This window comes from Micromonospora sp. WMMD975, assembly GCF_029581215.1.
GTDB lineage: Bacteria > Actinomycetota > Actinomycetes > Mycobacteriales > Micromonosporaceae > Micromonospora.
Window position 1 is genome coordinate 6,502,479 of the sequence record NZ_CP120739.1, and the last position, 26,106, is coordinate 6,528,584.

At 73.2% G+C, this 26,106-nt stretch carries 30 protein-coding genes; 17 read left to right on the forward strand and 13 right to left on the reverse strand.

Translation table 11 applies throughout. The annotated features are described in order from the left end of the window. Positions 1-12: 12 nt before the first annotated feature. Together O7613_RS29320 and O7613_RS29325 are read right to left on the reverse strand one after the other, a co-directional pair. Complete coding sequence (locus O7613_RS29320; RefSeq protein ID WP_281585112.1) at positions 13-621, reverse strand: DUF1003 domain-containing protein; 609 nt, start codon at positions 619-621, stop codon at positions 13-15. Next, positions 614-1,894, reverse strand: coding sequence for a CBS domain-containing protein (locus O7613_RS29325; RefSeq protein WP_281585111.1), 1,281 nt, complete (start codon positions 1,892-1,894; stop codon positions 614-616). The genes O7613_RS29320 and O7613_RS29325 overlap by 8 nt, the downstream gene beginning before the upstream one ends. A gap of 33 nt (positions 1,895-1,927) precedes the next feature. Between O7613_RS29325 and O7613_RS29330 the strand changes: the two genes are divergently transcribed. Both O7613_RS29330 and O7613_RS29335 read left to right on the forward strand, forming a co-directional pair. Next, positions 1,928-2,797: a PhzF family phenazine biosynthesis protein gene (locus tag O7613_RS29330; protein WP_281585110.1), complete on the forward strand. Its 870-nt coding sequence runs from the start codon at positions 1,928-1,930 to the stop codon at positions 2,795-2,797. 435 nt (positions 2,798-3,232) lie between these two features. Then, positions 3,233-3,766 carry a hypothetical protein gene (locus O7613_RS29335; protein WP_281585109.1) on the forward strand — a complete coding sequence of 178 codons (534 nt, stop codon included), beginning with the start codon at positions 3,233-3,235 and terminating at the stop codon, positions 3,764-3,766. 152 nt (positions 3,767-3,918) lie between these two features. Here the strand turns inward: O7613_RS29335 and O7613_RS29340 are convergent, their stop codons facing one another. Beyond that, a complete protein-coding gene (locus O7613_RS29340) occupies positions 3,919-4,875 on the reverse strand; it encodes a DMT family transporter (RefSeq protein WP_281585108.1) in 957 nt (318 codons plus the stop codon). Positions 4,876-4,928: 53 nt separating this feature from the next. Between O7613_RS29340 and O7613_RS29345 the strand changes: the two genes are divergently transcribed. Together O7613_RS29345 and O7613_RS29350 are read left to right on the forward strand one after the other, a co-directional pair. Next, positions 4,929-5,624 carry an HAD family hydrolase gene (locus tag O7613_RS29345; protein WP_281585107.1) on the forward strand — a complete coding sequence of 232 codons (696 nt, stop codon included), beginning with the start codon at positions 4,929-4,931 and terminating at the stop codon, positions 5,622-5,624. 42 nt (positions 5,625-5,666) lie between these two features. Beyond that, positions 5,667-7,808 (forward strand): APC family permease, encoded by a 2,142-nt coding sequence (locus O7613_RS29350; protein ID WP_282291114.1) that lies wholly within the window; start codon positions 5,667-5,669, stop codon positions 7,806-7,808. Positions 7,809-7,812: 4 nt separating this feature from the next. Here O7613_RS29350 and O7613_RS29355 read toward each other — a convergent pair whose 3' ends face one another. After that, entirely contained in the window at positions 7,813-8,100 is a 288-nt protein-coding gene (locus tag O7613_RS29355) for a hypothetical protein (protein ID WP_281585105.1), read from the reverse strand. Positions 8,101-8,140: 40 nt separating this feature from the next. Beyond that, the gene (locus tag O7613_RS29360; RefSeq protein WP_282291118.1) at positions 8,141-8,965 is read right to left on the reverse strand and encodes an SDR family NAD(P)-dependent oxidoreductase; all 825 of its coding nucleotides are present in this window, start codon (positions 8,963-8,965) and stop codon (positions 8,141-8,143) included. Positions 8,966-9,090: 125 nt separating this feature from the next. Here O7613_RS29360 and O7613_RS29365 point away from each other — a divergent pair, with 125 nt between their 5' ends. After that, positions 9,091-10,047, forward strand: coding sequence for a CoA ester lyase (locus O7613_RS29365; RefSeq protein ID WP_281585103.1), 957 nt, complete (start codon positions 9,091-9,093; stop codon positions 10,045-10,047). Between the two features lie 43 nt (positions 10,048-10,090). Here O7613_RS29365 and O7613_RS29370 read toward each other — a convergent pair whose 3' ends face one another. Then, a complete protein-coding gene (locus O7613_RS29370; protein ID WP_282291120.1) occupies positions 10,091-10,558 on the reverse strand; it encodes a DUF4190 domain-containing protein in 468 nt (155 codons plus the stop codon). Positions 10,559-10,674: 116 nt separating this feature from the next. Here O7613_RS29370 and O7613_RS29375 point away from each other — a divergent pair, with 116 nt between their 5' ends. After that, positions 10,675-11,565, forward strand: coding sequence for an SDR family NAD(P)-dependent oxidoreductase (locus tag O7613_RS29375; protein WP_282291122.1), 891 nt, complete (start codon positions 10,675-10,677; stop codon positions 11,563-11,565). Positions 11,566-11,568: 3 nt separating this feature from the next. Here O7613_RS29375 and O7613_RS29380 read toward each other — a convergent pair whose 3' ends face one another. Continuing rightward, the gene (locus O7613_RS29380) at positions 11,569-11,991 is read right to left on the reverse strand and encodes a DUF4190 domain-containing protein (RefSeq protein ID WP_281585100.1); all 423 of its coding nucleotides are present in this window, start codon (positions 11,989-11,991) and stop codon (positions 11,569-11,571) included. A 176-nt stretch (positions 11,992-12,167) separates the two neighbouring features. On the opposite strand from O7613_RS29380, the gene O7613_RS29385 reads away from it, so the two are divergent. Continuing rightward, a complete protein-coding gene (locus tag O7613_RS29385; RefSeq protein ID WP_282294643.1) occupies positions 12,168-13,364 on the forward strand; it encodes an acyl-CoA dehydrogenase family protein in 1,197 nt (398 codons plus the stop codon). A gap of 45 nt (positions 13,365-13,409) precedes the next feature. Here the strand turns inward: O7613_RS29385 and O7613_RS29390 are convergent, their stop codons facing one another. Continuing rightward, positions 13,410-14,054, reverse strand: a complete 645-nt coding sequence (locus O7613_RS29390; protein WP_282291124.1) for a hypothetical protein — start codon at positions 14,052-14,054, stop codon at positions 13,410-13,412. Between the two features lie 87 nt (positions 14,055-14,141). On the opposite strand from O7613_RS29390, the gene O7613_RS29395 reads away from it, so the two are divergent. After that, the gene (locus O7613_RS29395; RefSeq protein ID WP_281585097.1) at positions 14,142-14,798 is read left to right on the forward strand and encodes a TetR family transcriptional regulator C-terminal domain-containing protein; all 657 of its coding nucleotides are present in this window, start codon (positions 14,142-14,144) and stop codon (positions 14,796-14,798) included. On the opposite strand, the gene O7613_RS29400 is transcribed toward O7613_RS29395, so the two are convergent. Continuing rightward, positions 14,755-15,162 carry a CoA-binding protein gene (locus O7613_RS29400; protein ID WP_282291126.1) on the reverse strand — a complete coding sequence of 136 codons (408 nt, stop codon included), beginning with the start codon at positions 15,160-15,162 and terminating at the stop codon, positions 14,755-14,757. The two genes, O7613_RS29395 and O7613_RS29400, sit on opposite strands and share 44 nt — an antisense overlap. Positions 15,163-15,186: 24 nt before the next feature. After that, positions 15,187-17,343 (reverse strand): intein-containing Rv2578c family radical SAM protein, encoded by a 2,157-nt coding sequence (locus O7613_RS29405; RefSeq protein ID WP_348775392.1) that lies wholly within the window; start codon positions 17,341-17,343, stop codon positions 15,187-15,189. Between O7613_RS29405 and O7613_RS29410 the strand changes: the two genes are divergently transcribed. After that, positions 17,342-17,761: a DUF393 domain-containing protein gene (locus O7613_RS29410; protein ID WP_281585094.1), complete on the forward strand. Its 420-nt coding sequence runs from the start codon at positions 17,342-17,344 to the stop codon at positions 17,759-17,761. The two genes, O7613_RS29405 and O7613_RS29410, sit on opposite strands and share 2 nt — an antisense overlap. A gap of 64 nt (positions 17,762-17,825) precedes the next feature. On the opposite strand, the gene O7613_RS29415 is transcribed toward O7613_RS29410, so the two are convergent. The 3 genes from O7613_RS29415 to trxA form a co-directional block, all read right to left on the reverse strand. Then, entirely contained in the window at positions 17,826-18,740 is a 915-nt protein-coding gene (locus tag O7613_RS29415; protein WP_282291130.1) for an MFS transporter permease, read from the reverse strand. Further along, entirely contained in the window at positions 18,737-19,177 is a 441-nt protein-coding gene (locus O7613_RS29420; RefSeq protein ID WP_281585092.1) for a hypothetical protein, read from the reverse strand. Before O7613_RS29420 ends, O7613_RS29415 begins: the two co-directional genes overlap by 4 nt. A 140-nt stretch (positions 19,178-19,317) precedes the next feature. Next, positions 19,318-19,680 (reverse strand): thioredoxin, encoded by a 363-nt coding sequence (trxA, locus tag O7613_RS29425; protein ID WP_281585091.1) that lies wholly within the window; start codon positions 19,678-19,680, stop codon positions 19,318-19,320. A gap of 544 nt (positions 19,681-20,224) precedes the next feature. Between trxA and O7613_RS29430 the strand changes: the two genes are divergently transcribed. The 8 genes from O7613_RS29430 to O7613_RS29465 all read left to right on the forward strand — a co-directional run bounded on the left by O7613_RS29430 (position 20,225) and on the right by O7613_RS29465 (position 26,106). Beyond that, entirely contained in the window at positions 20,225-20,740 is a 516-nt protein-coding gene (locus O7613_RS29430) for a MaoC family dehydratase (RefSeq protein WP_281585090.1), read from the forward strand. Positions 20,741-20,825: 85 nt separating this feature from the next. Then, positions 20,826-21,317 (forward strand): hypothetical protein, encoded by a 492-nt coding sequence (locus O7613_RS29435; protein ID WP_281585089.1) that lies wholly within the window; start codon positions 20,826-20,828, stop codon positions 21,315-21,317. Between the two features lie 36 nt (positions 21,318-21,353). Next, the gene (locus O7613_RS29440; protein ID WP_281585088.1) at positions 21,354-21,977 is read left to right on the forward strand and encodes an RNA methyltransferase; all 624 of its coding nucleotides are present in this window, start codon (positions 21,354-21,356) and stop codon (positions 21,975-21,977) included. Positions 21,978-22,078: 101 nt separating this feature from the next. Next, complete coding sequence (locus tag O7613_RS29445; protein ID WP_348775393.1) at positions 22,079-22,765, forward strand: DUF6758 family protein; 687 nt, start codon at positions 22,079-22,081, stop codon at positions 22,763-22,765. A gap of 116 nt (positions 22,766-22,881) precedes the next feature. Next, positions 22,882-23,040 carry a hypothetical protein gene (locus O7613_RS29450; RefSeq protein WP_013283898.1) on the forward strand — a complete coding sequence of 53 codons (159 nt, stop codon included), beginning with the start codon at positions 22,882-22,884 and terminating at the stop codon, positions 23,038-23,040. A gap of 6 nt (positions 23,041-23,046) precedes the next feature. Continuing rightward, complete coding sequence (locus tag O7613_RS29455) at positions 23,047-23,919, forward strand: PH domain-containing protein (protein WP_281585087.1); 873 nt, start codon at positions 23,047-23,049, stop codon at positions 23,917-23,919. A 103-nt stretch (positions 23,920-24,022) separates the two neighbouring features. Continuing rightward, complete coding sequence (locus O7613_RS29460) at positions 24,023-24,838, forward strand: SigE family RNA polymerase sigma factor (protein WP_282291132.1); 816 nt, start codon at positions 24,023-24,025, stop codon at positions 24,836-24,838. Continuing rightward, positions 24,835-26,106: a hypothetical protein gene (locus tag O7613_RS29465; RefSeq protein WP_281585085.1), complete on the forward strand. Its 1,272-nt coding sequence runs from the start codon at positions 24,835-24,837 to the stop codon at positions 26,104-26,106. Before O7613_RS29460 ends, O7613_RS29465 begins: the two co-directional genes overlap by 4 nt.

A 26,106-nucleotide genomic window follows, 5' to 3' on the forward strand; every position in this document is an offset into this window, starting at 1 on the left:
GTCGGTGCCGGCTCAGCTCTCGTAGCGACCGTCGTGGGCGTAGTCACCGTCGAGCTCGTCGCGGGGCTCGTCGAGCGGGTCGCCGCCGGCCGGTCGCCGGGCCTCCCGTTCCTGCCGCCGCTGCTCCAGCTTGCGCCGCCGCTCCGCCGCCTCGTCCAGCTCCTCGGCCAGCCGGGCCAGCTCCGAACGGAGGAAGTCACGGGTCGCCACGTCCCCCATCGCGATCCGCAGCGCCGCGATCTCCCGGGCCAGGTATTCCGTGTCCGCCTTCTGCATGGTGGCCCGCCGCCGGTCCTCGTCGAGCGAGACCCGGTCCCGGTCCGCCTGCCGGTTCTGCGCGAGCAGGATCAGCGGGGCCGCGTAGGAAGCCTGGAGGGAGAGCACAAGCGTCAGAAACGTGAAGGTGTACGGGTCGAAGCGCAGGTGCGCCGGGGCCAGCGTGTTCCACAGGAACCAGGCGGCGAGGATCAGGGTCATGTAGACGAGGAAGTTGGCCGTGCCCATCCCCCGGGCGATGCCCTCGGCCCAGCGGCCGAACGAATCCGCGTCGATCCGGGGCAGGTGGAGGCCCCGGGGGGCGCGCGGCTGGTCCAGCCGCTCGCCGCGTCGCTGCTCAGTCATCGTCCACGATCCCGTCGTCGGTGGCGGACGGGGTCGGCGCCGCGTCCCGGTCCCGCCAGTCGCGCGGCAGGGAATGATCAAGCACGTCGTCCACGGTCACCGCGCCGACCAGCCGGTTGTTCCGGTCCACCACCGGCATGCCCACCATGTCGTAGGTGGCCATCCGGCGGGTGATCTCGGTAAGCGGGGTCGACGTGCGGAGCGGGTCGATGTCGTTGAGCACGATCCCGCCGAGCAGGTCGGCCGGGGGCTCGCGGAGCAACCGCTGGAAGTGCACCATACCCAGGTAGCGCCCGGTCGGCGTGGTCAGCGGGGCGCGGGTCACGAAGACCTGCGCGGCCACGGCGGGCGGAAGTTGCGGCTCCCGGATCCGGGCCAGGGCCTCGGCCACGGTCGCGTCCGGCGGCAGGATCACCGGCTCGGAGGTCATCACGCTGCCGGCGGTGCCGGAGGCGTAGCGCAGCAGTTGGCGTACCGGGTCGGCCTCGTCCGGCTCCATCAGGTCGAGCAGCACGTCCTGCTCCGGCGGGGGCAGCTCGTTGAGCAGGTCGGCGGCGTCGTCCGGGTCCATCTCCTCCAGCACGTCGGCGGCCCGTTCCCGGTCCAGCGCGGCCAGGATCTCCACCTGGTCGCGCTCGGGCAGCTCACTCAGCACGTCGGCCAGGCGTTCGTCGTCAAGCGCGGCGGCCACCTCGTTGCGCCGGGCGTCCGGCAGGTCCTGGAGGGCGTTGGCCAGGTCGGCCGGGCGCATGTCCTCAAGCACGGCGAGCAGGTTGGCCGTACCCCGGTTGTCGCCCACCGCGCCGAGACCGTGGACCCGGTCCCACTCGACCTGGTGCAGGTGGCCGCGGCGGGTGAGTCGGTTGGTCTGTTCGCGGACGGCGACCCGGGTCAACGCCCACTCGCCGCCGCGGCTGCACTCCATGGCCACGTCCACCACCGAGCCGGCCGGCCCGGTGTCGAGATGGACCCGCCGGTCGAGCAGTTCCTGGAGGACCAGCAACTCGTTCGGACGCTTCTCGAAGCGGCGCAAGTTGAGGGTGCCGCTGCCGAGCACCACGGCGTCCGGGTCGATCGAGGTGATCCGGTTGATGGAGAGGAAGATGCGTCGCCGCATCGGCATCTCGGCGACCAACCCCACCACCTCCGGCGGTCGCTGAGTCGCACGGATCCGGGCGACCGCGTCCCGGACCCGGCCGACCTGGTCGCCGTTCGGGTCGAAGACGGCGACTCCGGCGAGTCGAGCGATGTAGACCCGGTTCGGCGTGCTCACGGGCACCAGCCTAAGGGCCTACTCTCTAACAACATGTCGACCTTGGCCTACGAGATCGTGGACGTCTTCACCGACCGCCCGTTCGCCGGCAACCCGCTGGCCGTGGTGTTCGGCGCGGAAGGGCTCGCCACCGAGCAGATGCAGGCGCTCGCGCTGGAGTTCAACCTGTCCGAGACGGTCTTCGTGCTGGTGCCCACGCAGGCCGGCGCGACGTACCGGGCCCGGATCTTCACCCCGACCGCCGAGTTGCCGTTCGCGGGGCATCCGAGCGTCGGCGCCGCGGTCACCGCGAGCCGGCGCGGCGTGTTCGGTGTGGGCAGGGTCACCCAGGAGTGCGGCGCCGGCGTGCTGCCCATCGAGGTGACCGCGACCAGCGCGACGCTGACCGGGGGTTCGCCGACGCTCGGCCCGGAACTCGACCCGGAGCCGCTGCTGGAGATCGCCGGCCTCACCGCGGCCGACCACGCCGGCCCGCCGCCGCGCGTCGCCGGCTGCGGCCTGGAATTCCCCTACCTTCCGGTACGCCCGGACGCGGTGGCCCGGGCCAGGCTGAACGCGGTGGCGGCCGAGCGGTACGGCGTGGAGCACGTCAGCCTCTTCTCCTGGGACGCCGACTCGCAGACCGCGCACGCCCGGGTCTTCGTGCCCGGGCTGGGCGTGCCGGAGGACCCCGCCACCGGCTCGGCCGCTCTGGGCCTGGGCGTCTGGTTGGTCGCCAGCGGGCTGCTGCCCGGCGAGGGCCGGACGCCGTACGCGGTGCGCCAGGGCATCGAGATCAACCGGCCGTCGTCGCTGTTCTGCACCGTGACCGCGGCCGGCGGCTCGGCGGTCGGCGCGACCGTCTCCGGGCAGGTGATGCCGGTGGCCCGCGGCGAGATCGCCGTCCCGCCCTTCATCGGCTGAGCCGCTCCCGTCCGCCGCCCTCGCGCCTGACTGTTCGTCCGCCCGGGCCGCTCTCTTGGGCCTGTTGCGCTTTCGGTCGGTTGGGCGCTGGTTCGGTCGTCAGCGCCTTTCGAGCTGAGTCGTTGGTGCTCTCGCGCGGCTCGGTCGTCGACGGCGCGATGTCAGCGACTCGGCTGAGTCGTTTCTGCTATCAGCTCGAAAGGCGCTGAGCGGGCGTGTCGTCGCACTCCCCGAGGCCGTGCGGGCCGTGGGCTTCGGGGTCGACCGGGCTCGGCCGTGGACGGGCCGTGGACGGGACGGTGAGGGCGTGCCGGCCGTGGGCGTGCCGGCCGTGGGCGGGACGGGACGGTGAGGGCGTGCCGGGTTGCCGGGGGAGTGGGGAACGGCGGGTCGGGCCGTCGACGCGGAGGCGAGCCGCGCGCGTCGTCGCGGGGGATGCGGGAGGATGGGCGGGTGAGCGACGAGGTGGACGAGCGGGTGACGCCGGCGCTTGTGGACGAGGCGGTGAAGAAGGCCGCGGTGTGCTGGGCCAGCGTCGGTGACGGCCCGGCGTACGCGCTGTGGTGCCTGCCGCTGGACGGCTCGCTGCTTGTGGTGACCGGCCCCGGCGAACAGGCCGCGCCCGGGCTGGCCGACAGCGACGCGGCCGAGGTGACGTTGCGCGGCGACCACGGCGGCCGGATCGTCTCCTGGTCGGCCCGGGTGACCCGGCTGCGGCCCGGCACCGAGGAGTGGGACACCACCGCGCCGCTTGTCGCGGCGAAGCGGCTGAACGCCTCCGGTTCCGCCGTCGACCTGGTGGCACGGTGGGCGGCCGAGGGTTGCGCGCTCAGCCGGCTGACCCCGGCCGGCACGGCGGTGACCGGCGCCGACCTGCCGGCCGGCGCGCTTGCCGAGCAGCCCCGGCCGGCGCCTGTGGTCCGGGCCGTCCGCAAGCCGTTCCGCCTGCACCGGGTCCGCCGCCGCTGACCGCTGCGAGGTCGCGGCCCGCCTGGTGGCGCGGCGGCCGGTCGGGTGCCGGCGCGGTGGTCGGTCGGGTGCCGGCGCGGCGGCCGGTCGGGTGCCGGCCGGTGGGGTGCCGGCGTGGCGGTCGGTTCGGTGGCGGCGCGGCGGCGTGGCGGTCAGCCGCGCGGCGGCGCGGTGTCGGCGGGCACGGCGGCCGGCTCGGGGCGGTGCCCGGCGCGCGCACCGCCGAGCACGACCACAGCGACGCCGGCCAGCAGCAGCGCCAGCCCCGGCAGGGCGAGCGGTCGGGGCAACTGGCCCAGCCAGACCCAGCCGATCAGGGCCGCGCCCGGCGCCTCCAGCAGGATCAGCACGCTGACCGTGGTCGCGGAGACCCGGTGCAGCGCGTAGTTGAACATCGAGTGGCCGAGCAGTTGGGCACCGGCCACCATGCCCAGGATGGCCAACCAGGTCCCGCCGTCGTAGCCGTGCAACCGCACCCCGCCGATCAGGCAGACGACAAGCAGGAGCACCGCGCAGACGCCGTAGCAGACGGTGGTGTAGGTGATCGTGCTGACGCTGGCCCGGGCGCGTTCACCGAACGCGGTGTAGACGGCGGCGAACACGCCGCCGACCACGGCCAACAGGTCACCGGCGAACGCGCGGCCGGAGACCGCGACGTCGGCGCCGGTGGCGAGCGCCGCGCCGAGCACCGCCACCGCGATGCCGGCCCAGACCGCGGCGGGCAGCCGCCGCCCCTGCCCGCGGGCGATCAGGCCCTGCCACACCGGCTGCGTCGCGCCCAGCGCGGTCGCGGCGGCGACCGAGGTGAGCTTCGCGCTCGGCATCCACGTGGCGAAGTGGGCGGCCAGTGCGACCCCGGAGAGTACGCAGTAGAGCCCCTCCCGGCGACCCGGCCCGACGGTGAGCGCGCGGAGTTCGGCCCGTCGGCGGGTCACCGCGACCGGACCGAGCACCGCCACCGACAGCACGTTGCGCCAGAAGGCGATGGCCAGGGCGGGTGCGGCGGCGAACGCCACGAGCGGCGCGGAGGACGAGATGGCGGCGACCGCGAGCGCGAGCGCGCCGAGGGTCAGCGCGTCGAGCGGGGGGCGACCGGGAGTGATGGGCACGTTACGATCATGCGCGTTCCGGCGATCCGCTCGACGACCGGAGGCATCTCCCCATGCCCAGGTTCCACGCGGTCCTGTTCGACTTCTTCGGCACGCTCACCCACGGCGTCCGGCGCGGCGACGCCCACCGCGCCGTCGCGGAGCAGCTCGGCTGCTCGACCGAGGCGCTGGTCGAGGTGCTCAACGGCAGCTACTACGAACGCGCCAGCGGGTTCTTCGGCGACGCCGAGTCGACCATGCGGTGGGTCTGCGCCCAGGTCGGCGTACGCCCCTCGGACGCCGCGGTACGGGCCGCCGTCGCCGCCCGCCACCGGGCGGTGCGGGCCGACACCCGGTTGCGCGCGGAGGCGGTGCCCGTGCTGGCCGCGTTGCGCCGCCGGGGCGTACGGACCGGGCTGGTCAGCGACTGCACGCACGAGCTGCCGGCATTCCTGCCGCAGCTCGCCGTCGCGCCGCTGCTCGACACCCGGGTCTTCTCGGTGCGGGTCGGCGTCTGCAAGCCGGATCCGGCGCTCTTCCTGACCGCCTGTCACCGGCTCGGCCGTGCCCCGGCCGACTGCCTCTACGTGGGGGACGGCGGCAGCCAGGAACTCACCGGCGCGCAGCGGGTGGGCCTGCGCGCCGTCCGGCTGGCCGCCGCGGACCTCACCGATCATCTGGTCTTCAACGCCGACCACGGATGGGACGGGCCGGCGCTGACCTCCCTCACCGGTGTGCTCGACCTGCTCGATCCGGTCACCGTCGACTGATTCCGCTCACCGGACGGGTCGGTCTGCACGAAAGTGCGGAGGGTGGAGGCGGGCCGGGACGACGCGGAGGAGCGGGGGACCGTCGTCACGCCGTCGGCCGAGTTCCCGCCGCTGGACGCCGAGGAACGGGCCGCGCTCGGCCGGATCGGCGCGCGCTGGCGCGGCCCTCGCCGCCCGGATGATCTGCCCGTCGACCCGACGCTGGGTCGACACGACCACCGTCCCCGGCCGACCCGGTTCGGCCGGCTGACCCCGATCGACCTGTTCACCGTGGCGGAGCCGGACGAACTGGTCGCCACCGGGCCGGCGTACCTGCCCGGCGGCCGGGCCGGCCGGGTGGCCGCCCGACTGCGCCGGGCAGTTGTCGGCCCGCCGCTTGCCAGCAGCTCCGTGCTCTACGAGCGGATGCGCAAGCTGGTCGCGCTGCCGGTGCTCTCGTCGGACCTGCTCAGCTCCGTGGCGTACGGGCCGGAGGCGATGCTCGCCGTGCTGGTGCTTGCCGGCGGCGCCGCGCTGGGGCTCGCCCTGCCGCTGGCCGCCCTGCTGGCGGTGCTGATGGTCGGGGTGGGGCTCTCCTACCGGCAGACCATCCCGGCCTACCCGCACGGCGCCGGGTCGTACCTCGTCGCCGGGGACAACCTGGGGCGTACGCCGGGACTGGCCGCCGCAGCCGGGCTGATGCTCGACTACGTGCTGACCGTGTCGGTGTCGGTGGCCGCCGGCGTGCACGCGGTCACCTCGGCGGTGCCCGGGATCACCCGGTGGGCGGTGCCGCTCGGGGTGCTGGTGATCGTCGGGCTGCTCGCCGGCAACCTGCGTGGCGTACGCACCGCCGGCAACATCTTCGTGCTGCCCACGTACGCCTTCGTGGCGGTGGTTCTCGCGGTGCTTGCGGTCGGCTACGCGAAGGCCGCGGCGCGGGGGTTCGCGCCGACGCCACCGCCGGCGGTGCCCGCCGCGGAGGGGTTGGGGTTGCTGCTGGTGCTGCGCGCGTTCTCCTCCGGCGCGGTGTCGATGACCGGCATCGAGGCGGTCTCCAACGCGGTGCCGGCGTTCCGCCCGACGGAGTGGCGCAACGCGCGTACCACGTTGGGTTGGACGCTCGTCACGCTCGTCACGCTCTTCGCCGGCCTGGTCGGGCTGATCCACCTCGACGGCCTGGTGCCCCGGGCGGACGAGACCGTGCTGTCCCAGCTCGGTCGGGTCACCTTCCCGACCGGCCCGTGGTACGCGATCCTCCAGGCCACCACCGCGCTGATCCTGCTGCTGGCGGCGAACACCGCGTTCAACGACTTTCCCCGGCTGCTGTTCTTCATGGCCCGGGACGGCCACGCGCCGCGCCGTTTCCTGCACATGGGCGACCGGCTGGCGTTCAGCAACGGCCTGGTCGCGCTGGCGCTCGCCGCCGCGTCGGTCTTCGTCGCGTTCGGCGGGCACACCGAGCGGCTGATCCCGCTCTACGCGGTAGGTGTCTTCCTCGCCTTCACGTTGTCGCAGACCGGGATGGTGGTGCACTGGCGGCGCCGGCGGGGGCGCGGCTGGCGCCGCCGGCTCGTGGTGAACGCGGTCGGCGCGACGCTCTCCGGGTTGGTGCTGCTGACGGCCGCGGTCGCCAAGTTCACCGAGGGCGCCTGGGTGGTGGTGGTCGCGGTGCCGCTGCTGGTGCTGCTGTTCCGGCGGATCCACCGGCACTACGCCACGCTGCACCGCGCGCTCGCGCTGCATCCGCCGCCGCCCGGCCCCGCCGGGCCCGTCGAGGGCGAGGAACTGCCCCAGCAGGTACGCCACCTGGTGGTCGTACCGGTGGCCCGGCTCAACCGGGCGTCGCTGCGTGCCCTGGCGTACGCGGCGTCACTGGGCCGGCCGGCGCTGGCGGTGCACATCGCGCCGGAGGACGCCGAGGCGGACCGGTTCCGGGAGCAGTGGCGGGCCTGGGGCGACCACCTGCGGCTGGAGACGATCGTGTCGCCGTACCGTTCGGTGATCGGGCCGCTGGCGCACTATCTGGAGGCGCTGCACGCCGCCCGCCCGGAGCTGACGCTCACCGTGATCGTGCCGGAGGTGGTGCTGCGCCGACGCCGGCACCGGCTGCTGCACAGCCGGGCCGAGCAGCGGCTGCGGGCCGCGTTGCGGGCGCTGCCCGGCGTGGTGGTCACCAGCGTCCCGGTGCACGTCGCGCGGTGACGCCTCAGACGTCGCGGACCTCGAGCACCCGGGTGGTCGGAGCGGCGTCGCCCAGGTCGGCGCGGAGCGCGGCGCGGTCCGGGTCGGCCAGGAACGCGTCGAGCCCGGCCCGCGCGGCGAACCGGATCACGTGCACCTCGGTCTCCCCGTCGCCGGTGCGCAGCCGCCGTTCCAGCCGCCCGCCGTGCCGGTCGAGCAGGGCCAGCACGGCGTCTTCGTACCGCCGGCCGGCCTCGGCGTCGGCGCTCAGGTCGACAAGCGCGACCAGCAGGACCTCGTTCCCCGTCGTCATGGCGTCGAGTGTCCCAGTCGGCCGACCGTCGCGGTGCCCCTCAACCCTCGACGCCGACTGCCTTCGCGCTCGCGGTCCAGAGCCGGGCGGCGAGCGCCGGGTCGGCCGCCTTGGGACGCGGCCGGTGCGGCTTACGGTCGACGTAGTAGCCGCCGCTGACCAGTCGGGACGGGTCCTGGCGGGCGAGCCAGACGAGCGTCTCGGCGCCCTTCTCCGGGGTGCGGAACGGCAGCAGCCGCATGCCGAACGCCACCAGGCGGCTCTCGTTGCCGAAGCGGGTGCTCACCACGCCGGGGTGGAACGCGTACGCCGGGACCTGCGGCCAACGCCGGGCCGCCTCGGCGGTGAACAGGATGTTCGCCTGCTTGCTGGTGCCGTACGCGCGGAACGGCCGGTAGTGGCGCAGCGCGGCGTTCAGGTCGCCCGGGTCGAGCACGCCGCTGCGGTGCGCGTCGGAGCCGGTCACCACCATCCGCCGGACGCGGTCGCGCAGCAGGTTGCTGAGCAGGAACGGGGCGAGGTGGTTGGCCTGCATGCTCAGCTCGAAGCCGTCGACCGTGGTGATCGGTTCGAGCACGATCGCGCCGGCGTTGTTCGCCAGCACGTCGATCCGGTCGTAGCCGGCGCGCAGTCGCTCGGCGAGCCCGCGTACGTCGTCGAGGACGGCGAAGTCGGCCCGGAACAGCTCCGGCTGCTCGCCGCAGGACTCGCGTACCTTTTCCCCGGCGGCGCGCAGCCGCGCCGGGTCCCGGCCGACAAGCACCACCTGGTCGCCGCGGCGGGCCAGCTCCACCGCGGCGGCCAGCCCGATGCCCGAGCTGGCGCCGGTCACCACCACGATCCGCCGCTCAGTGAGATCTTCCACAGGTCCATTCACCCCGGTCACGGCACGAGGTTACCGTGGCGTAGCCCGTCCTTTGGGATCGTTAAGTTCTCGACATCCACCGCCGCGTCGGCGTGTCGCCGCCGGACGCGGGAAGGAGCGCATCCATGACCGCTGTCGGTCGTCCCCGCCGGTCCTGCCTCGCGGTACCCGGCTCCAGCGTCAAGATGCTCGGCAAGGCCCAGGGCCTCCCCGCCGACCAGGTCTTCCTGGACCTGGAGGACGCGGTCGCCCCGCTGGCCAAGCCGGACGCGCGCAAGAACATCGTGGCCGCGCTGAACGAGGGGGACTGGGCCGGCAAGACCCGCGTGGTCCGGGTGAACGACCTGACCACGCCGTGGACCTACCGCGACGTGATCGAGGTGGTCGAGGGCGCCGGGGCGAACCTGGACTGCATCATGCTGCCGAAGGCGCAGAACGCCGAGCAGGTGCACTGGCTGGACCTGCTGCTCACCCAGATCGAGAAGACGCTCGGCCTGGAGGTGGGTCGGATCGGCATCGAGGCGCAGATCGAGAACGCCGCCGGGCTGGTGAACGTGGACGCCATCGCCGCCGCGTCGCCCCGGATCGAGACGATCATCTTCGGCCCGGCCGACTTCATGGCCTCGATCAACATGAGGTCGCTCGTGGTCGGCGCGCTGATTCCGGACTACCCGGGCGACCCCTACCACTACATCCTGATGCGGATCCTGATGGCCGCCCGGATGCACGACAAGCAGGCCATCGACGGTCCGTTCCTGCAGATCCGGGACGTCGACGCGTTCCGCGAGGTGGCCAAGCGCTCGGCGGCGCTGGGCTTCGACGGCAAGTGGGTGCTGCACCCCGGTCAGGTCGACGCGGCGAACGAGGTCTACTCGCCGGCGCAGGACGACTACGACCACGCCGAGTTGATCCTCGACGCGTACGACTACGCCACGTCCGAGGCGGGCGGGAAGCTCGGCGCGGTGATGCTCGGCGACGAGATGATCGACGAGGCGTCCCGCAAGATGGCGCTGGTGATCGCCGCCAAGGGGCGGGCCGCCGGGATGACGCGTACCTCCTCGTTCACCCCGCCCGCGCAGTGACCGTGCGCCGGGCCGCCCCCGGCGCGGGGGCGGCCCGGTCGCGTCAGTAGCTGCTGGAGCTGCCCGAGTTGACGGCGATCACGATCATCACGATGTAGAAGATGATCAGCGCGACCAGCAGGCCGGTGAGGATCCAGCCCACGATGATGGCCGCCTTCGCCATGCCCTCGCCCTGCTCGCCGGTCTCCCGGATCTGCTTGCGGGCGACGTGGCCCATGATCGCGCCGATCGGCGCGGTGATGCAGGAGGTGAATCCGACGAGCGAGAGCACCAGGGCCACGATGGCAAGCGTGTTCGTCCGGCTCGGCGGCACGTATCCGGGGTACGGCGGCGGGTATCCGACCGGCACCGCGTACGGGTCGCTGCCGGGCGACGGGTATCCGGGCGGCGCGTAGGGCGACTTGGCGACCGCGTACGGGTCCGGCGGCGCGTAGGGGTCGGCCGGCGGGGTCGAGTGCGGGCCGGCCCCCGCGGGGTCCTGCCAACCACCGGGTGGCGGGGGATAGGTCATCAGTTTCATCTCCAGAGGCGTGGTCCGGTCAGGGTAGCCACCGCCGCGTAACCCGGTGGACCGGAGTTCCGGGTGCCGCATTGCCCGGAAGGTCCACAGCGGGCAGGATCTTCGGCATGGCACTTGACGCACGTGGGGGTCGGTCGCGACGGGACATGAGCCGGCCGGGGTCGGTTCGCCGCCCGCGCGGCGGGGAGTCGGCGGGCGCCGTCGACCAGGACCGGGCCGAACCGCTCCCGGAGACCGCCACCATGCGGCTGGACGGCCGGGTCGCCCTGGTCACCGGCGCGGGCAGTGCGGACGGCATCGGGTACGCGACCGCACGCCGGCTGGCCGACCTGGGCGCCCGGGTGGCGATCGTGTCGACCACCAGGCGGATCCACGACCGCGCCGGCGAGCTGGGGGTGACCGGCTTCGTCGCCGACCTCACCGACGAGTCCGAGGTGGGCGCGCTCGCCGACGCGGTCGCCGAGCAGCTCGGCGACGTCGAGGTGCTCGTCAACAACGCGGGTCTGGCCAGCCGCGCCAGTCCCGAGGTGCTGCGGCCGGTGGCCCAGCTGACGTACGACGAGTGGCGCGGCGAGATCGACCGCAACCTGACCACCGCGTTCCTGTCCAGCCGCGCGTTCATCAACGGCATGTCCGAGCGCGGCTGGGGGCGGATCGTCAACCTGGCGGCCACCGCCGGGCCGGTCAACGCCTTGCCCACCGAGGCCGCCTACGCGGCGGCGAAGGCAGGCGTGGTCGGGCTGACCCGGGCCCTGGCGATGGAGATGATCGCCGACGGGGTGACGGTGAACGCGGTGGCGCCGGGCATCATCCACACCGCGGCGTCCACCATGGTGGAGATCAAGCAGGGCCACGGCACGCCGGTGGGTCGCCCCGGCACGCCGGACGAGGTGGCCGCGGCGATCGCGTTCCTCTGTTCGCCGGCCGCGTCGTACATCACCGGGCAGATGCTCGTGGTCGACGGCGGCAACAGCGTGCGGGAGGCGCAGTTCCGCTGACGGTCACCAGCCGTTGTTGTCCGCCCTGGCCCAGAACGCCAGGCCGATCCAGCCGCAGCAGGCCAGCAGGCCGAGCGCGGTGAAGACGTAGCTGAGGATCAGGCCCCAGGTGGCGAGCTGGTCGCCCTCCTCGCCGGTCTGCCGGATCTGCCGCTTGGCCAGGTGGCCGCAGACGATGCCGGCCGGGGCGAAGACGAACGCGAAGACGAGCGACAGGATGGCGAGCACGTTCGGGCCGCCGGACGGTCGCGGGCCCTCGGCCGACGGACCGTACTGACCGTAGGGCGGCTGCGGGGCGTACGGCGGCTGCTGTCCCCACTGCGGGTGTTGCTGCCCGTACTGCGGTTGCCCGTACGGCTGGCCGTGTGCCGGCGGCTCGTCGGGCGACGGTCGCTCGTACGGCGACGGTGGCTGCTCGTCGGTCACGCTCGCGCCCTCTCGATCGCAGGTCAACCGCCCTCTCTCTTGCGGACGCTACAGGCAGCGGTGAACCTTTTCACAGTGGTTGTGTGGACCGGTCACCTTGGCGCGGCCGGCCCCGGGGCCGATACTTACCGAGCGTTCAGTTACCCATGAGTAATGCACCGACCCCGGAGGCTGACATGGCCCGACTCGCCCAGACACCCGGCCTGACCGACGTGCAGCGGTCGATCCTGGAAACCGTGCGGGAGTTCGCCGACAAGGAGATCATCCCGCACGCGCAGCGGCTGGAGCACGCCGACGAGTACCCCACCGACATCCTCGACGGGATGCGCGAGATGGGGTTGTTCGGCCTCACCATCGACGAGGAGCACGGCGGCCTGGGCGAGTCGCTGCTCACCTACGCGCTCGTGGTCGAGGAACTGTCCCGGGGCTGGATGTCGATCTCCGGCATCGTCAACACGCACTTCATCGTGGCGTACCTGATCTCCCAGCACGGCTCCGCCGAGCAGAAGGCCCGGCTGCTGCCCCGGATGGCCACCGGCGAGGTGCGCGGCGCGTTCTCCATGTCGGAGCCGGAGTGCGGCTCGGACGTCTCGGCGATCAAGTCCAGGGCCGTCCGTCAGGGCGACAACTACGTCCTCGACGGACAGAAGATGTGGCTGACCAACGGGGCGTACTCCGCGGTGGTGGCGACCCTGGTCAAGACCGACACCGGGGCTGACTCGGTCTACGGCAACATGAGCACGTTCCTGCTGGAGAAGGAGCCCGGGTTCGGCGAGACCGCGCCCGGGCTGACCATCCCCGGCAAGATCGACAAGATGGGCTACAAGGGCGTCGAGACCACCGAGATGGTGCTCGACGGCGTCACCGTCCCCGCGTCGAGCGTGCTCGGCGGCGAGGAGAAGGTCGGCCGCGGCTTCTACCAGATGATGGACGGCATCGAGGTGGGCCGGGTCAACGTCGCCGCCCGCGCCTGCGGCATCTCGATCCGGGCGTTCGAGCTGGCGGTCGCGTACGCCCAGCAGCGCAGGACGTTCGGCCAGCCGCTGGCCCGGCACCAGGCGATCGCGTTCAAGCTCGCCGAGATGGGCACGAAGATCGAGGCCGCGCACTCCCTGATGGTCAACGCGGCCCGGCTCAAGGACGCCGGCCAGCGCAACGACGTCGAGGCCGGCATGGCCAAGCTGCTCGCTTCGGAATACTGCGCCGAGGTGGTCCAGGAGGCGTTCCGCATCCACGGCGGTTACGGCTACTCGAAGGAGTACGAGATCGAGCGCCTGATGCGCGAGGCGCCGTTCCTGCTGATCGGCGAGGGCACCTCGGAGATCCAGAAGACCATCATCTCCCGCGGCCTCCTCAAGCAGTACAAGCTGTAAGGCGGGGCCCCCGCTTAACGTTTCCGGTAGAGGCGGGGCCCCTTCTTAACGCTTCGGGCGGCGCGTGACGTGGTCAGCGGCGGAGAGCTGCCGCCGGGCGTGGTCGACAAGCGCCGCCGGGTCGTCCGCGTACAGCCGGATCTCCCGGACTCCGGTGCTCGGCCCGTTCGGCAGCGGCACCGATCGCGGCTCCCGCAGCACCAGGTCGACCGCCGTCTGACTGCCGACGCCGAGGTTGAGCACCGTCGGGTCGTCCTCGTCGTACCGGTACGCGCGGCTGGACGTCAGCGACCGCCGGCGCACCGACACCCCGGCGACGGCGTCCCACGGGATCGTGAGGTCGAGCGAGGTCCCGTTGCGCAGTCGCAGGCCGGTGCCGTCGACGACGTGCGGGTGTAGCCGGAGGCTGGCCATCAGCCCGACCATCCACAGCACGCCCCAGACGCCGATCCCGATCGCGGCGTGCCGGATCGTCGGCGAGTCGACTGTGTGTCGCAGGATCACGTCCAGGATCGGGATCTCGATCGTGGACAGGACGAGGAAGGCCAGCAGGATCGGCTGCACGCCGCCGACGTAGGCGAACGTCGCCGCGTCCGGCGCCACCGGGTAGGGGCGACGCAGCACCCATCGGGCGAGGCTGCGCCACATGCCCCATTCGTACGCCACCACACGTCGCGCCAACCGCCACATCGCTCCGCCTCCTCTTCTCAATACAGTCGTAATGTAAAGGCGTTCGCCGTACGAGTCAATGCAGTCGTATTGTGAAAGCATGGAGGCATGCCGAAGCGGGTCGACCACCGGGAACGCCGGGCGCTGATCGCGGACGCGCTGATGCGGGTCGCGGCCGAACAGGGGCTGGAAGCCGTCAGCCTGCGGCACGTCGCCGCCGCGGCCGGGGTCAGCGCCGGGATGGTGCAGCACTACTTCCGTACCCGGGACGAGATGATGGTCTTCGCGCTCGCCGTGGTCAGCGAGCGCAACGAGGCCCGGGTGCGCCGGGCGGTCGAGGCGCTCGGCCCGACGCCCGCGCCCCGGGCGCTGCTGCGGGCCATGCTTGCCGAGCTGCTGCCCCTGGACGAGGCGCGACAGGCGGACGGCCGGGTGGCGCTGGCCTTCCTCGCGTACACCGCGGTCCGGCCGAACGTGGCCGCCGCGCTGCACGACGACACGGCCGCGCTGCGGGCCTTCGTGGCCGGTCAGCTCGCCGCCGGATCGCCGCTCGCCACCGACGGGCGGGTGGATCCGGAACGGGCCGCGGTCGGGCTGCTCGCCGTGATGGAAGGGCTCGGCATTCACCTGCTCGGCGGGCACTATCCGCCGGAGACCGCGCTGGCCGCCCTCGACGCCCAGCTCGACCTGCTCTTCGGCCCCGAGCCGCAGCCGAGCGCGGTCAGTCGCGCCGGGTCAGGCCGGCGGCGGCCCGCTCGACGATGAGACACCGATCCTCGACGTAGTCGACGCCGGCCTCCTCGGCGATCCGGCGCGCCTCGGCGGAGACGATCCCGAGCTGCAACCAGACCGCCGGCGCGCCGATCGCCACCGCCTGCCGGACCACCTCGACCGCGTCCCGCGCCGGGCGGAACACGTCCACCAGATCGACCGGGTGCGGGATGTCGGCAAGCGTCGAATATGCCTTCTCGCCGAACAGCTCGTCCACGGTCGGGTTCACCGGAATGATCCGCCAGCCGTGCCGCTGCATCTCCAGCGGCACGCGGTGCGCGGCCTTGCCCGAGTCACGGGACGCCCCGACGACGGCGATCACGGCGGACTCGGCGAGAAGCTGCTGGGCGGAACGCATCACCCGAGCCTAACGCGCGCCGCGCTAGAGCAGGGAGAGCTGCTCGGCGGCCGGGGCAGCGGGCGAGGCGTCGGGCAGCCGGCGGTTGTCGCCGACCTCGCCCCGGTGCAGCCCGTGCCGGCGTGCCGCCATCCGCACCCGGGCGGTCACCTCCCGCTGGTAGGCGTCCGGTGCGTACGCGCCGGCCTGGTAGAGCTGTCGGTAGCGGGGCACCAGGTGCGGAAACTCGCGGGCCAGCCAACGCGCATACCACTCCCGCGCGCCGGGGCGCAGGTGCAGCGGCAACGCGGTGACGTCGGCGGCCCCGGAGGCGGCGATCGCCGCCACGGTGGCATCGATCGACTCCTCGTCGTCGCTGAGTCCGGGCAGGACCGGGGCCATCAGCACCCCGACCGGGAAGCCGGCGTCGGTGAGCCGGCGAACCGCGTCGAGCCGGCGGCGCGGGCTCGGTGTGCCCGGCTCGGCCAGCCGCCAGAGCGTCTCGTCCACGAAGCCGACCGAGTAGGACAGCCCGACCCGGGTCACCTCGGCGGCCTGCCGCAGCAGCGGCAGGTCACGGAGCAGCAGGGTGCCCTTGGTGAGGATCGAGAACGGGTTGGCGAAGTCGCGCAGCGCGGCGAGGATCGGCGGCATCAACCGGTAGCGCCCCTCGGCCCGCTGGTAGCAGTCCACGTTGGTGCCCATGGCGACGTGCGCGCCGCGCCAACGCGGGGCGGCCAGCTCCCGGCGGACCAGCTCGCCCGCGTTGACCTTGACGATCACCTTGCGGTCGAAGTCCGCCCCGGCGTCGAGGTCGAGGTAGGTGTGGGTGTTGCGGGCGAAGCAGTTGTGGCTGACCACCCCGTTGGCGATGAAGTCGCCGGTGCCGGTGGTGATGTCCCACAGCGGCAGCTCCAAGCCGAGATCCTCGACGGCGGTCACCTGGAGCCGCGCCGCGCACTTGAGCGCCGTGCCCTCGATCGAGCGCTTCCGGGTCACCGCCGGGTCGGTCAGGTGGAAGAAGCGGAGCCGCTCCGGCAGGCCGCCGGTCAGCCGGACCTGGCGCGCGGCGTTGCGGTTGCCCGGTTCGTCGAGCGCCCACCGGAAGGAGAACCGGTCGAGGGCGGCGGCCGTGCGGCGCCGGCTCCCGTCGTCGGCGACGCCGATCCGGAACACGCCTCGCCGGCAACTGCCGGCGGTGTCGAACATGCCGGCCAGGAATCCGAGCCACCAGTCGTCGGTCGGCTCGTCCGGCGGGCGGGCCAGCACGGCGACGCTCTCGACGGCGGCCGGCTCGGCCGTGCGAGCCGTCGTGGACCGGCGGGCGACCCCGCCGTTGATCCACTCGACGGTGACCCCGGCGTCGGCGAGGAAGCGCCCGGCGCGCTCCAAGACCTCCGGCTCGGTGGTGGCCAGTCGGAAGCGGCGGCGCAGGTCAGCGGCATCAGCGTCGTCGAGAGGGAATTGGCGGCCGGCGTCGCGGACCAGCGCGTGGAGGTAGCCCCGGCGGTAGTCGGTGGACCGCTTCGGCGCGACGGCGAACCGACCGGTGCCGAGCAGGCGGTTGCGTGTGGTCAGGTGGGGGCGTCGCCCGCCACCCCGCATGCCGCCGGTGACGTGCTTCCAGCCGCGTTCGGTCAGGAAGCGGTGGTCGCCGCTGGCCACAAGCGTGGTGCCGTCGGCGAGCGTGATCCGGTGGGCCCGCTTCACCGTCGACCACGTGTCGCGCACGGTGGTGACGACGTAATGGCGGTAGGCGCCGCGCCGTTCGGTGCCGTAGATGCGATCGCCGACGGTCAGCTCGCTGATCGGTCGCGTCCGGCCGTCCGCCATGAGGATCGGCGTGTCACCGGCAACGCAGTAGGTGCACGCGTGGGAACACCCCCGGTAGGGGTTGACGGTCCACTCGAACGGCACGCGCGACTGGCCCGGCACCCGGTTGATGATCGACTTGGCCCGCACCTCGTAGAACGTCATGCCGGCGAACTCGGGGGTGTCGAACGTGCGGGCCACCGCGCCGGGCAGCGCCAGCGGCAGGGGTGGAGCCGCCGGCGCTGCCTCGTCGGGAGTCCCCTCGTCCGGGGGAGCGGAGAGGTTGTCCCAGCGCATGGGTCCCATTCGAACATGCGTACGAACGAAGCGCAAGTGACGCGCCGGACACCGGCCGCCGCCGCTCCCGCCGCGGGTGCAGGATGGAGGCATGGAGACGTCGACCTTCGTCTACGACGGCGACTGCGCTTTCTGCACCCGCTGCGCGCAGTTCATCGAGCGCCGGATCCCCACCGGCGCCCGGGTGGTCCCGTGGCAGTTCGCCGACCTGGCGGCGCTGGGCCTGACCGAGGCCGAGTGCGAGGAGGCGGTCCAGTGGGTGGGCGCCGACGGATCCCGTGCCGCCGGGCCGGACGCCATCGCCCGGCTGCTCGGCGACAGTGGGCCGCTCTGGCGCGTCGCCGGGGGCGGGCTGCGCTTCCCGCCGGTACGCGCCGCGGCCTGGCCCGCGTACCGCTGGGTGGCCCGCAACCGCCACCGCCTGCCCGGCGGCACCGCCGCATGCGCGTTGCCGCAGGAGGCCCGGGAGCGGCTGTACGGCCCGGCGGGCCGCCCCGGCCCGACCGGCTGACCCTGACGCACCTCGGAGCTGGCCCGTCAGGACGGAGCTGGCCGGTCAGGACGGAGCTGGCCGGTCAGGACGACTCGCCCGCCAGCGGCGACATGGCCGGCGCGGCGGACGGTGACACGGTTGTCGCGGGCGGCGTGCCGTCGGACCGGCCGGCGCGGCGGTTCAGCAGCCGGCGGGCGAGCAGCACCGGGCGGACCTTCTCCAGCGGGAGGAAGGCCGTCATCGCCACCAGGTGCGGGGCGAACGAGATCGTGATGGTCGCGATGGTCGCCAGATGGAACGAGTAGAAGAAACCCACGACCGCCGGCCGCCACCGGGCGGGCGCCACGAACACCAACGGGCTGAGCAGCTCGAACGCCAGGATGCCGAACTGGGCCACGATCAGCAGGTGGGGCACCTGCGCGATCAGGTCGGCGAGGTCGGTGCCGCGCCGGATGATCGCCCGGGCCAGCACCGAGCCGGTCGCCCAGTCCAGCCCGCCGAAGCGGAACTTGGCCCAGGCGGCGAGGAAGTAGGTGCAGACGACCGCGATCTGGGTGACCCGCAGCGCCCAGCCACCCGCCTCGGTGCGGGTGGGGTCACCGTGCCGGGCCCGACCGGCGGTGGGCAGCGCGGCCAGCGCCACGAGCAGCCCGAACCGGTCGTGGTCGACCTTGCCGTAGCTCATCGCCACGATCATCCACTCGAGGTAGAGCGCGAAGACCGTCCAGCCGAGCAGCCGGGGCGCCCGGCCGGTCGCGGCGAGCAGCGAGGCCACCAGCAGCACCCAGAAGACCACGCCGACCAGGGCGGGGTCGGGCGTGGGCAGCGGGAGCAGCCGGCCGATGAGCAGCGGCCGGTAGAGGTCGCCGGGCACATCCACCCGGGCGCGTACCCAGGGGGTGAAGACGACCAGGTCGGCGGCGACGAAGAGGTAGATCAGGGTGCGGAAGGCGGCGACCCGGCCGCGCGGCACCGCCTCGGTGAACCAGGCGGTCATCCGGTGGTCTCCCACCGCACCGCCGTCCGGTCGGTCCACTCGCCGGTCGGCCGCCCGCCCTGGATGTCGTGCCACCGGACCACGATCCGCACCTCCACCAGCGCCGGGGCGGCGGGGTGGCGTTCCGCGTACGCCTCGGCGACGGTGCGCAACAGGCTCGGGTCGGCGGCGTACCGGGCCTGCTGGCCCTCGATCTCGGCGCGACGGATGCCGGTGGCGTCCTGGCCGAGGGGCACCACCGCGCCGGTCCGGTCGACGCCCTCGACCCGCGTGTCGGGCGCGGGCGCGTCCGGCGGTTCGGAGGTGGAGTACATCCGGAACGGCCCGAACGGGAAGTCGTCGTCGGTGCCCCGCACGGTGCCGAGGAGCAGCAGTGCCAGCCCGACCAGGGTGGCGGCCAGCCGGACGGTGCGTCCGCGCGGGGTCAAGGTCTCCATCAGCTGGTGACGATACGGGAGTGAAGAGTCCGGAACTGTCCCTCAGTCGGCCATTTCTGACTGTCCGTCCGCCGGTCGGCGGGAACGAGAACGCCGCCGGCCGGCCCCGTGGTGGGACCGGTCGGCGGCGGAAGTCGCGCTCAGTGCTTGTGCTCGGCCAGCTTCTTGCGGACGTCCTCCATGTCCAGCTGCTCGACCTGCTCGATGAGGTTCTCCAGCGCCGACTCGGGCAGGGCGCCCGGCTGGGCGTACACGATCACGCCGTCGCGGATCGCCATCACGGTCGGGATGGAGCTGATGTTGAACTTGGCCCCCAGCTCCTGCTGAGCCTCGGTGTCGACCTTGCCGAAGACGATCTCCGGGTGCTTCTCCGAGGAGCGCTCGTACACGGGGGCGAAGCGCTTGCACGGACCGCACCAGTCCGCCCAGAAGTCGAGCAGGACGATGCCGTCGCGCCCGGTCACCTCGTCGAAGTTGGCCGTGGTCAGCTCAACCGTTGCCATTGCGTCTCTCCGATCACCGCGGATTGCCGTACGTCCGGTGGAACCAAGGTCGATCCACTGGAATTCCCGTGACCTGCGCGACGAAACGCCAGGTGGGCCCGGGGGATCCCCAACGCATCGAAGTTTATCTGTTCACACCGGCCGTGCGGTACGCAAGTGCAGGACGCATTTGCGTGACGGGACGTGATGGGAGCGTTTCCAGGGAGATCACGCTCAGTTCCGGCCATGAAGCGGTAACTTGGGGCCTGACGAGGGGGTATCCGGCCTGCGGAGATCGCTTACCCGGGGGTCGTCGGTAACAGTGAGTATTGTTACGAAAAGATAAATGTGACGCCGGTCTCTGTTGGCATCGCCCCCCGTACGGCAGAATCTTTCACATCAGAGCGTGGGCGGCGGGTGCCGGGGAGGGCCCCGCCGCTCATTGCGTCTCCCCCCAGGTGGCGCCCGGTGTGACAAATCCGCCGCGCGAGCGCCCCGGCCTCCGCCTTAACCAGCGGTAAGGCATGCTGTGCCGAACTCATCGCCGCCCGTCGAAGGGACCAGGATGCAGTTCGGCCGCTACTACGAGGAGTTCGAGGTCGGCGCGGTCTACCGGCACTGGCCGGGCAAGACCGTCACCGAGTACGACGACCACCTCTTCTGCCTGCTCACCATGAACCACCACCCGCTCCACCTGGACGCCCACTACGCGGAGTCCGCCTCCCAGTTCAAGCGCAACGTGGTGGTCGGCAACTACATCTACTCGCTGCTGCTGGGCATGTCGGTCCCCGACGTCAGCGGTAAGGCGATCGCCAACCTGGAGATCGAGTCGCTGCGGCACGTCGCCCCGACCTTCCACGGCGACACGATCTACGGCGAGACCACGGTGCTCGACAAGCGGGAGTCGTCCTCCAAGCCCGACCGCGGCGTGGTCGCGGTCGAGACCCGGGGCTACAACCAGGACGGCACGCTGGTCTGCGTCTTCCGCCGCAAGGTCATGGTCCCCAAACGGGAGTACGCGGTGGCGGCCGTCCCCGACGGCGTCGACCCCGAGCGCCCGAGCTTCCCCGAGCCGCGCTGACCCGGGCCGCGACGCCCCGTTCCCGTTCTGCGGGGACGGGGCTGCCGGACCCCTCCCGGGGCTTATGCTCGGGCTGGAGGTTCCCATGAGCCACTCCGTCGCCGGCGAGCCGTCCGCTGCCGGTCGCCGCGCCGCGCCGCTCACCTCCGCCGCCTACTCCGCGGCGGAGTGGGACCTGCTGACCGACCTGCCGGGCCGGGTCCTCGTCGCAGCCGCCTCGCCCGGCCCGGGGCGTCCGCCGCGGGGGGTCGCCGCCGGGCTGACCGGGCTGGACGCGGTGGCCGCCGGCCGGGCCTTCGACAGCGACCTGATCCGTGCCGTGGTCACCGCCATCTACGCCCGCCACGACGGCGCCGCCGACCGGGTCGAGCGCCTCACCGACATGGTGGACCTGCTCGCCGCCGCCCGGGCCGCGGTGCGGGTGCTGCGCCGTCGGGCCGATCCGGCCGACTCCGCCGCGTACCGGCAGTGGGTGGAATCGGTGGCCGCCCGGGTCTGCCGGGCCGGCGAGACCCCGGTGAGCCCCGCCGACCGACGCTTCCTGGACCGGCTGGGTGGCGCGCTCGACCTGCGCTGAGGAATGTCCGCCGCCGGCCCGTACCCTCTGCAGACCGTGACCGACGACCAGTTCGACGTGGGTGTGGGGCCGTGGCCCGGTGACCCGCCGGACGACCCGCGCCTCGACCCGGAGCTGCTCGCCGCCGGCGACCGGCGCAACGTGGTGGACCGCTACCGCTACTGGCGGCGCGAGGCCGTGGTGGCCGACCTCGACCGGCGCCGGCACGACTTCCACGTGGCGATCGAGAACTGGCAGCACGACTTCAACATCGGCACCGTGGTACGCAACGCGAACGCGTTCCTCGCCGCCGAGGTGCACATCGTCGGCCGGCGGCGGTGGAACCGCCGGGGCGCCATGGTGACCGACCGCTACCAGCACGTGCGGCACCATCCGACGATCGAGGAGTTCGTCGCCTGGGCGACGGGGGAGCGGCTGCCGGTGGTCGGGATCGACAACCTGCCCGGCTCCCGGCCGTTGGAGACGGGCGTGCTGCCCCGCCGCTGCGTGCTCCTCTTCGGCCAGGAGGGGCCGGGGCTCTCCCCGGTGGCCCGGGCGGCCTGCGACGCGCTCTTCTCGATCGCCCAGTACGGCTCGACCCGGTCCATCAACGCGGGCGTGGCCAGCGGCATCGCCATGCACGCGTGGGTCCGGTCGTACGCCGGCCCGCCCCCGGACTGAGGCTCCGCAGTTGTGCCCCGGGACGGAAATCCCACGATCGTCGGCCCGCCCCGCTTGACGCCCCGCCGTCCCGGGGCGACGGTGAGGGTGTGACTGTCGCGGTGAGTTGTCCGAGATGCGCGGGTCCGGTGCGCGAGCCGGACCTGATGCACGGCGAGCACCGGTGCCTGCGGTGCGGCCCGGTTCCGCCCCTGCACGTGCCGGAGCACATCGGCGCCGAGATCGTGGCCAGTGTGGTCGAACGGGTGGCCGCCGACGGCGCGCCGCCCGACCGGCTCGGCGTGCCGCTGTGGTGCCCGTGGCCGCTCCCGCCGGGTTGGACACTGACCGGCGTGGCCTGGGCCGGCGACGACCGGGCCGGGGTCCGCGCCACGGTGGTCGCCTGTGCCGGCCCGGCCCCGCTCGACGGTGGACCGGCCGACCTGATCTTCGTCGCCGAGGAGCCCGGTGTCGGCCTCGGTTCCCGCTTCGCGGGACTGCCCGGACCCGATCCCGGCCCCCAGGTCGAGGAGGCGCTGACCGATCCCGGCCCTGGTCATCCCGAGCGTCTGCCGCACGCGAAGATCCGTGTGGGCGGTCATCCCACTCCACTGTGGCTCGTGCGGTCCGAAACGGATCGAAGCGCGTACGCCGGTGAGGCTCGGGGAATGTGGCTCCATGCGATAGCCTGGCCGGCGAGCGCGGGTCACCTCCTCGCGGAAGAAGTCGTGCTGCACGACCTCACCGAGTGGACACCGCCCGAGCTCGTGTACGGCGCACCGTCCCCGTACCTGCACGGGCAGGCCTGACCGGCCGGCACCGGCGAGTCGGGGAGCGGACGCAGATATTCACGGTAAGACACCATGCTGATACTCTGGGTGCCGCTGCGGTAAACGGACCCGGCTCCGCGAGAGGATGGCCCGCTATGGTCAAGAAGGTCCTCACCTGGGCCGGCATCGCATTCTTGATCTTCTTCGTCGCCTACCGGCCAAACTCGGCAGCCGACGTGTTCAAGTCTCTCGGTGGCGGCATCATGGACATCGCGCAGGGCTTCGGCGACTTCTTCACCAACCTCGTCGCCTAGCCACCCATGGGAAGCCCTTCCGGTCCCCCCTTCGACCCGGACGATCCCGACCGGGCACGCCGGGAGCGCGACACCGAGCCGATCCCACGGATCGACCCGGACGACGGTCCCGGCTTCGGCTCCGGCTCCGGCTACGGGGCGGGTCCCTCCCTGTCGGGCGATGCCGCCTTCGGCGACGGTCCCGGCTATGCCGGCGAGGGCCGCTCCGGTCGCGCCTGGGCGCGCGACCCGGAGGGCTACCCGGAGCAGCCGATCTCCGAGGAGGAGCTGGCCGGTCTCCGGGTCGACGCCTCCGGCATGGCCCCGCGCCGCGTGCTGCCCCTGGAGGACGAGCCCAGCTCGCTCGTCGCGCGCTACCTCTTCCCCACCGAGCGCTACCGGGGCGAGTGGAAGCGGCACTGGATCCACCTCACCACCCCGATCATCGTCGGCATCGCGGCCACGTTCGTGCTCGGCTACCTCGCCGGCTTCCTCGCCGGGCGCGACGTCGGCGCGCTGACCACGGTCGCGGTGCTGCTCTGGTTCGCCGTCATGGGTTGGGTCGCGTGGCGCGTCGCCGACTGGTATTACGACAGGTTCATCCTGACCAACAAACGGGTGATGGTGGTCAACGGGATCATCACCCGCCGGGTCGCGATGATGCCGCTGGTCCGGGTCACCGACATGAAATACGAGCAGACCCCGACCGGTCGCGCCCTCAACTACGGCACGTTCGTGCTGGAGTCGGCCGGCCAGGAGCAGGCGCTGCGCGAGGTCAAGAACCTGCCCAACCCGAACGAGCTCTACCTGCGTGTGGTGGAGGAGATGTACGAGCCGCAGGCCGTCGAGGCGCGGTTGGGCAAGGAGGCCGACGAGGCCAAGGCCGACGACGGCGCCTGAAACTTTTCGGCCGAAAATCGGAGGGACTGCGCACCTTTCGCCGTCGACCTGGCCCACCCGGTCGTGGGAGCCTGCCAGGCAGGACGGGGGCGCGGAGGTGAGCGTGGCGAGCAGGGATCCGCTGGAGGAGGAGTTCCGCGAGTTCGTCGCGGCCCGCTCCGGCGCCCTGCTGCGCACCGCGTACCTGCTGGCCGGCGACTGGGCCACCGCCGAGGACCTGCTCCAGACCGCGCTGACCAAGACCTACCTGGCCTGGAAACGGCTCGGCGGGATCGACGCCATCGAGCCGTACGCCCGCCGGGTCCTGGTCAACACCTCGACCAGCTGGTGGCGCCGCCGGTGGCACGGCGAACGGCCGACCGAGGTGCTGCCGGAGCGGGCCGGCGTCGACGAGATCGAGCAACAGCTCGACCGGGACGCGCTCTGGCGGCACCTCCAGGCGCTGCCCGCCCGCCAGCGGGCGGTGCTGGTGCTCCGCTTCTACGAGGACATGTCGGAGGCGCAGACCGCCGCCCTGCTGGAGATCTCTCCGGGCACGGTCAAGAGTCAGACCTCCCGGGCGCTCAACACCCTGCGCCGCCGCCTCGGCTCCGAGGCCGCCCTGGGCCTGCCGGCCGACGCGTCCGCCGAGGCGGGAGCGGCTTCCCCGGCGAAGTTCGACACCTCGGCGGTCCCCCGGGGCTCGGCCGGTCCGCAAGCCCGACCCGCGGCGACGCGGCGACCCGCCGAGTCGACCGCACCCGGCCTCCCGGCCGGGACCGCACGGCAACCCGACGCCCCGCCGACCCGCCCGGCCCCGTCACGGGCGACCCGCCCGGCCTCATCACCGCCGACCCGCCCGGCCTCGTCACCGGCGACCTCGGCCACGCCGACGGCGCCGGTCCGTTCCGCCGTCCCGATCCCGGTAGAGACCCGATGAGCGGCACCCGACCCGCCGGCGACAACCGAACGGGCAACCCGGAGCGTCCACTCGCCGTGGGCGAGGACGAACTGGAGCGGGCGCTGCGCGAGACGCTGTCCCGCCGCGTCGTCACAACCCGGCCGCTGCGCGCCGATCCGGCGGGGGACGTGCTGCGGCGGGCCCGCCGCGCCGGGCGCCGCCGGGCGCTCACCGGGCTGGCCCTGGCCGGCGTGGCCACGGTGCTCGTCACCACCGGGATGGCGCAGCTCGGCGGTTCGGGCGGGCGGGGCGACACGTCGACAGTGGTGCTCGGCGACCCGCACGGATCCTCCGCCTCCCCGCTCCCCACCGCGGCCACCCCGATGTCCGGCCCGGGGCCGGTCCGTGCCGAGCTCGACCTGCTCGTCGGCGACGTGCTCGACACCAGCGGCGGCGAACGGCGCGAGCTGACCGGCGTGGGCAACGTCGAACGGGCGCAGCGGGTCCACGACCGGGAGGGCTGGCTGCTCACCTCGGCGGCCACCGCTGCCGGCCGTACCCTCTGGTGGGTGCCGGCGGGTGGCGGCGCGCCGCAGGTCATGCTCGCCGCCGCGGATGCCGTCGCGGTCTCCCCCGACGGCCGGCAGGTGGCCTGGCGGGACGGCTCGGACCTGGTCGCCGCCGGGGTGGTCGCCGGCCAGCTCATCGCGCCCAGCCGGGTGGCCGCGCCGCCCGGCGTCGTGCCGATCGGTTTCACCGGCGACGACGTGCTGGTCGCCCGGCCCGGCCGGGGTGGCACGAGCGTGTGGCAGCGCGCGATGGGCGGGGTGCCGGGCGCCGCGAACCCGGACGTACGCGCCGTCTACGGCATGCGACCGGACGGGCGGGTGGTCGGCTTGGTCACCGACGGTTCGGCGGGGAAAACCTGCCTGGCCCTGCTCGACCCGGCGCGCGACCTCGCCCCGACCCGCACCGACTGCGGTCCGAAGCTGGCCGCCGATGGGCTCGGCGCGGTCTCGCCGGACGGTCGGTGGCTGCTGGCCAACGGCGCCGCCCGCACCGCCCTGCTTGTCGACCTGGCAGCCACCTCGACGGCCCACCCGGCCGGCCCGGCGCTGGCCGGCGCGGTCGCCTGGACCCGCGCCGGCACGGCGCTGCACGTGGACGCCGCCGGCGGACTGGTCCGGGTCGAGCCCGGGCGGGTGCTGGCCGGGCAGCGGCCGACCGCGTCGGCGCTCGACGGGGTGCCGCCCGGGCAGCGTCCGGTGGTGGTGGCCGACACCCCTGCCACGCCGGACGGGGCGTAG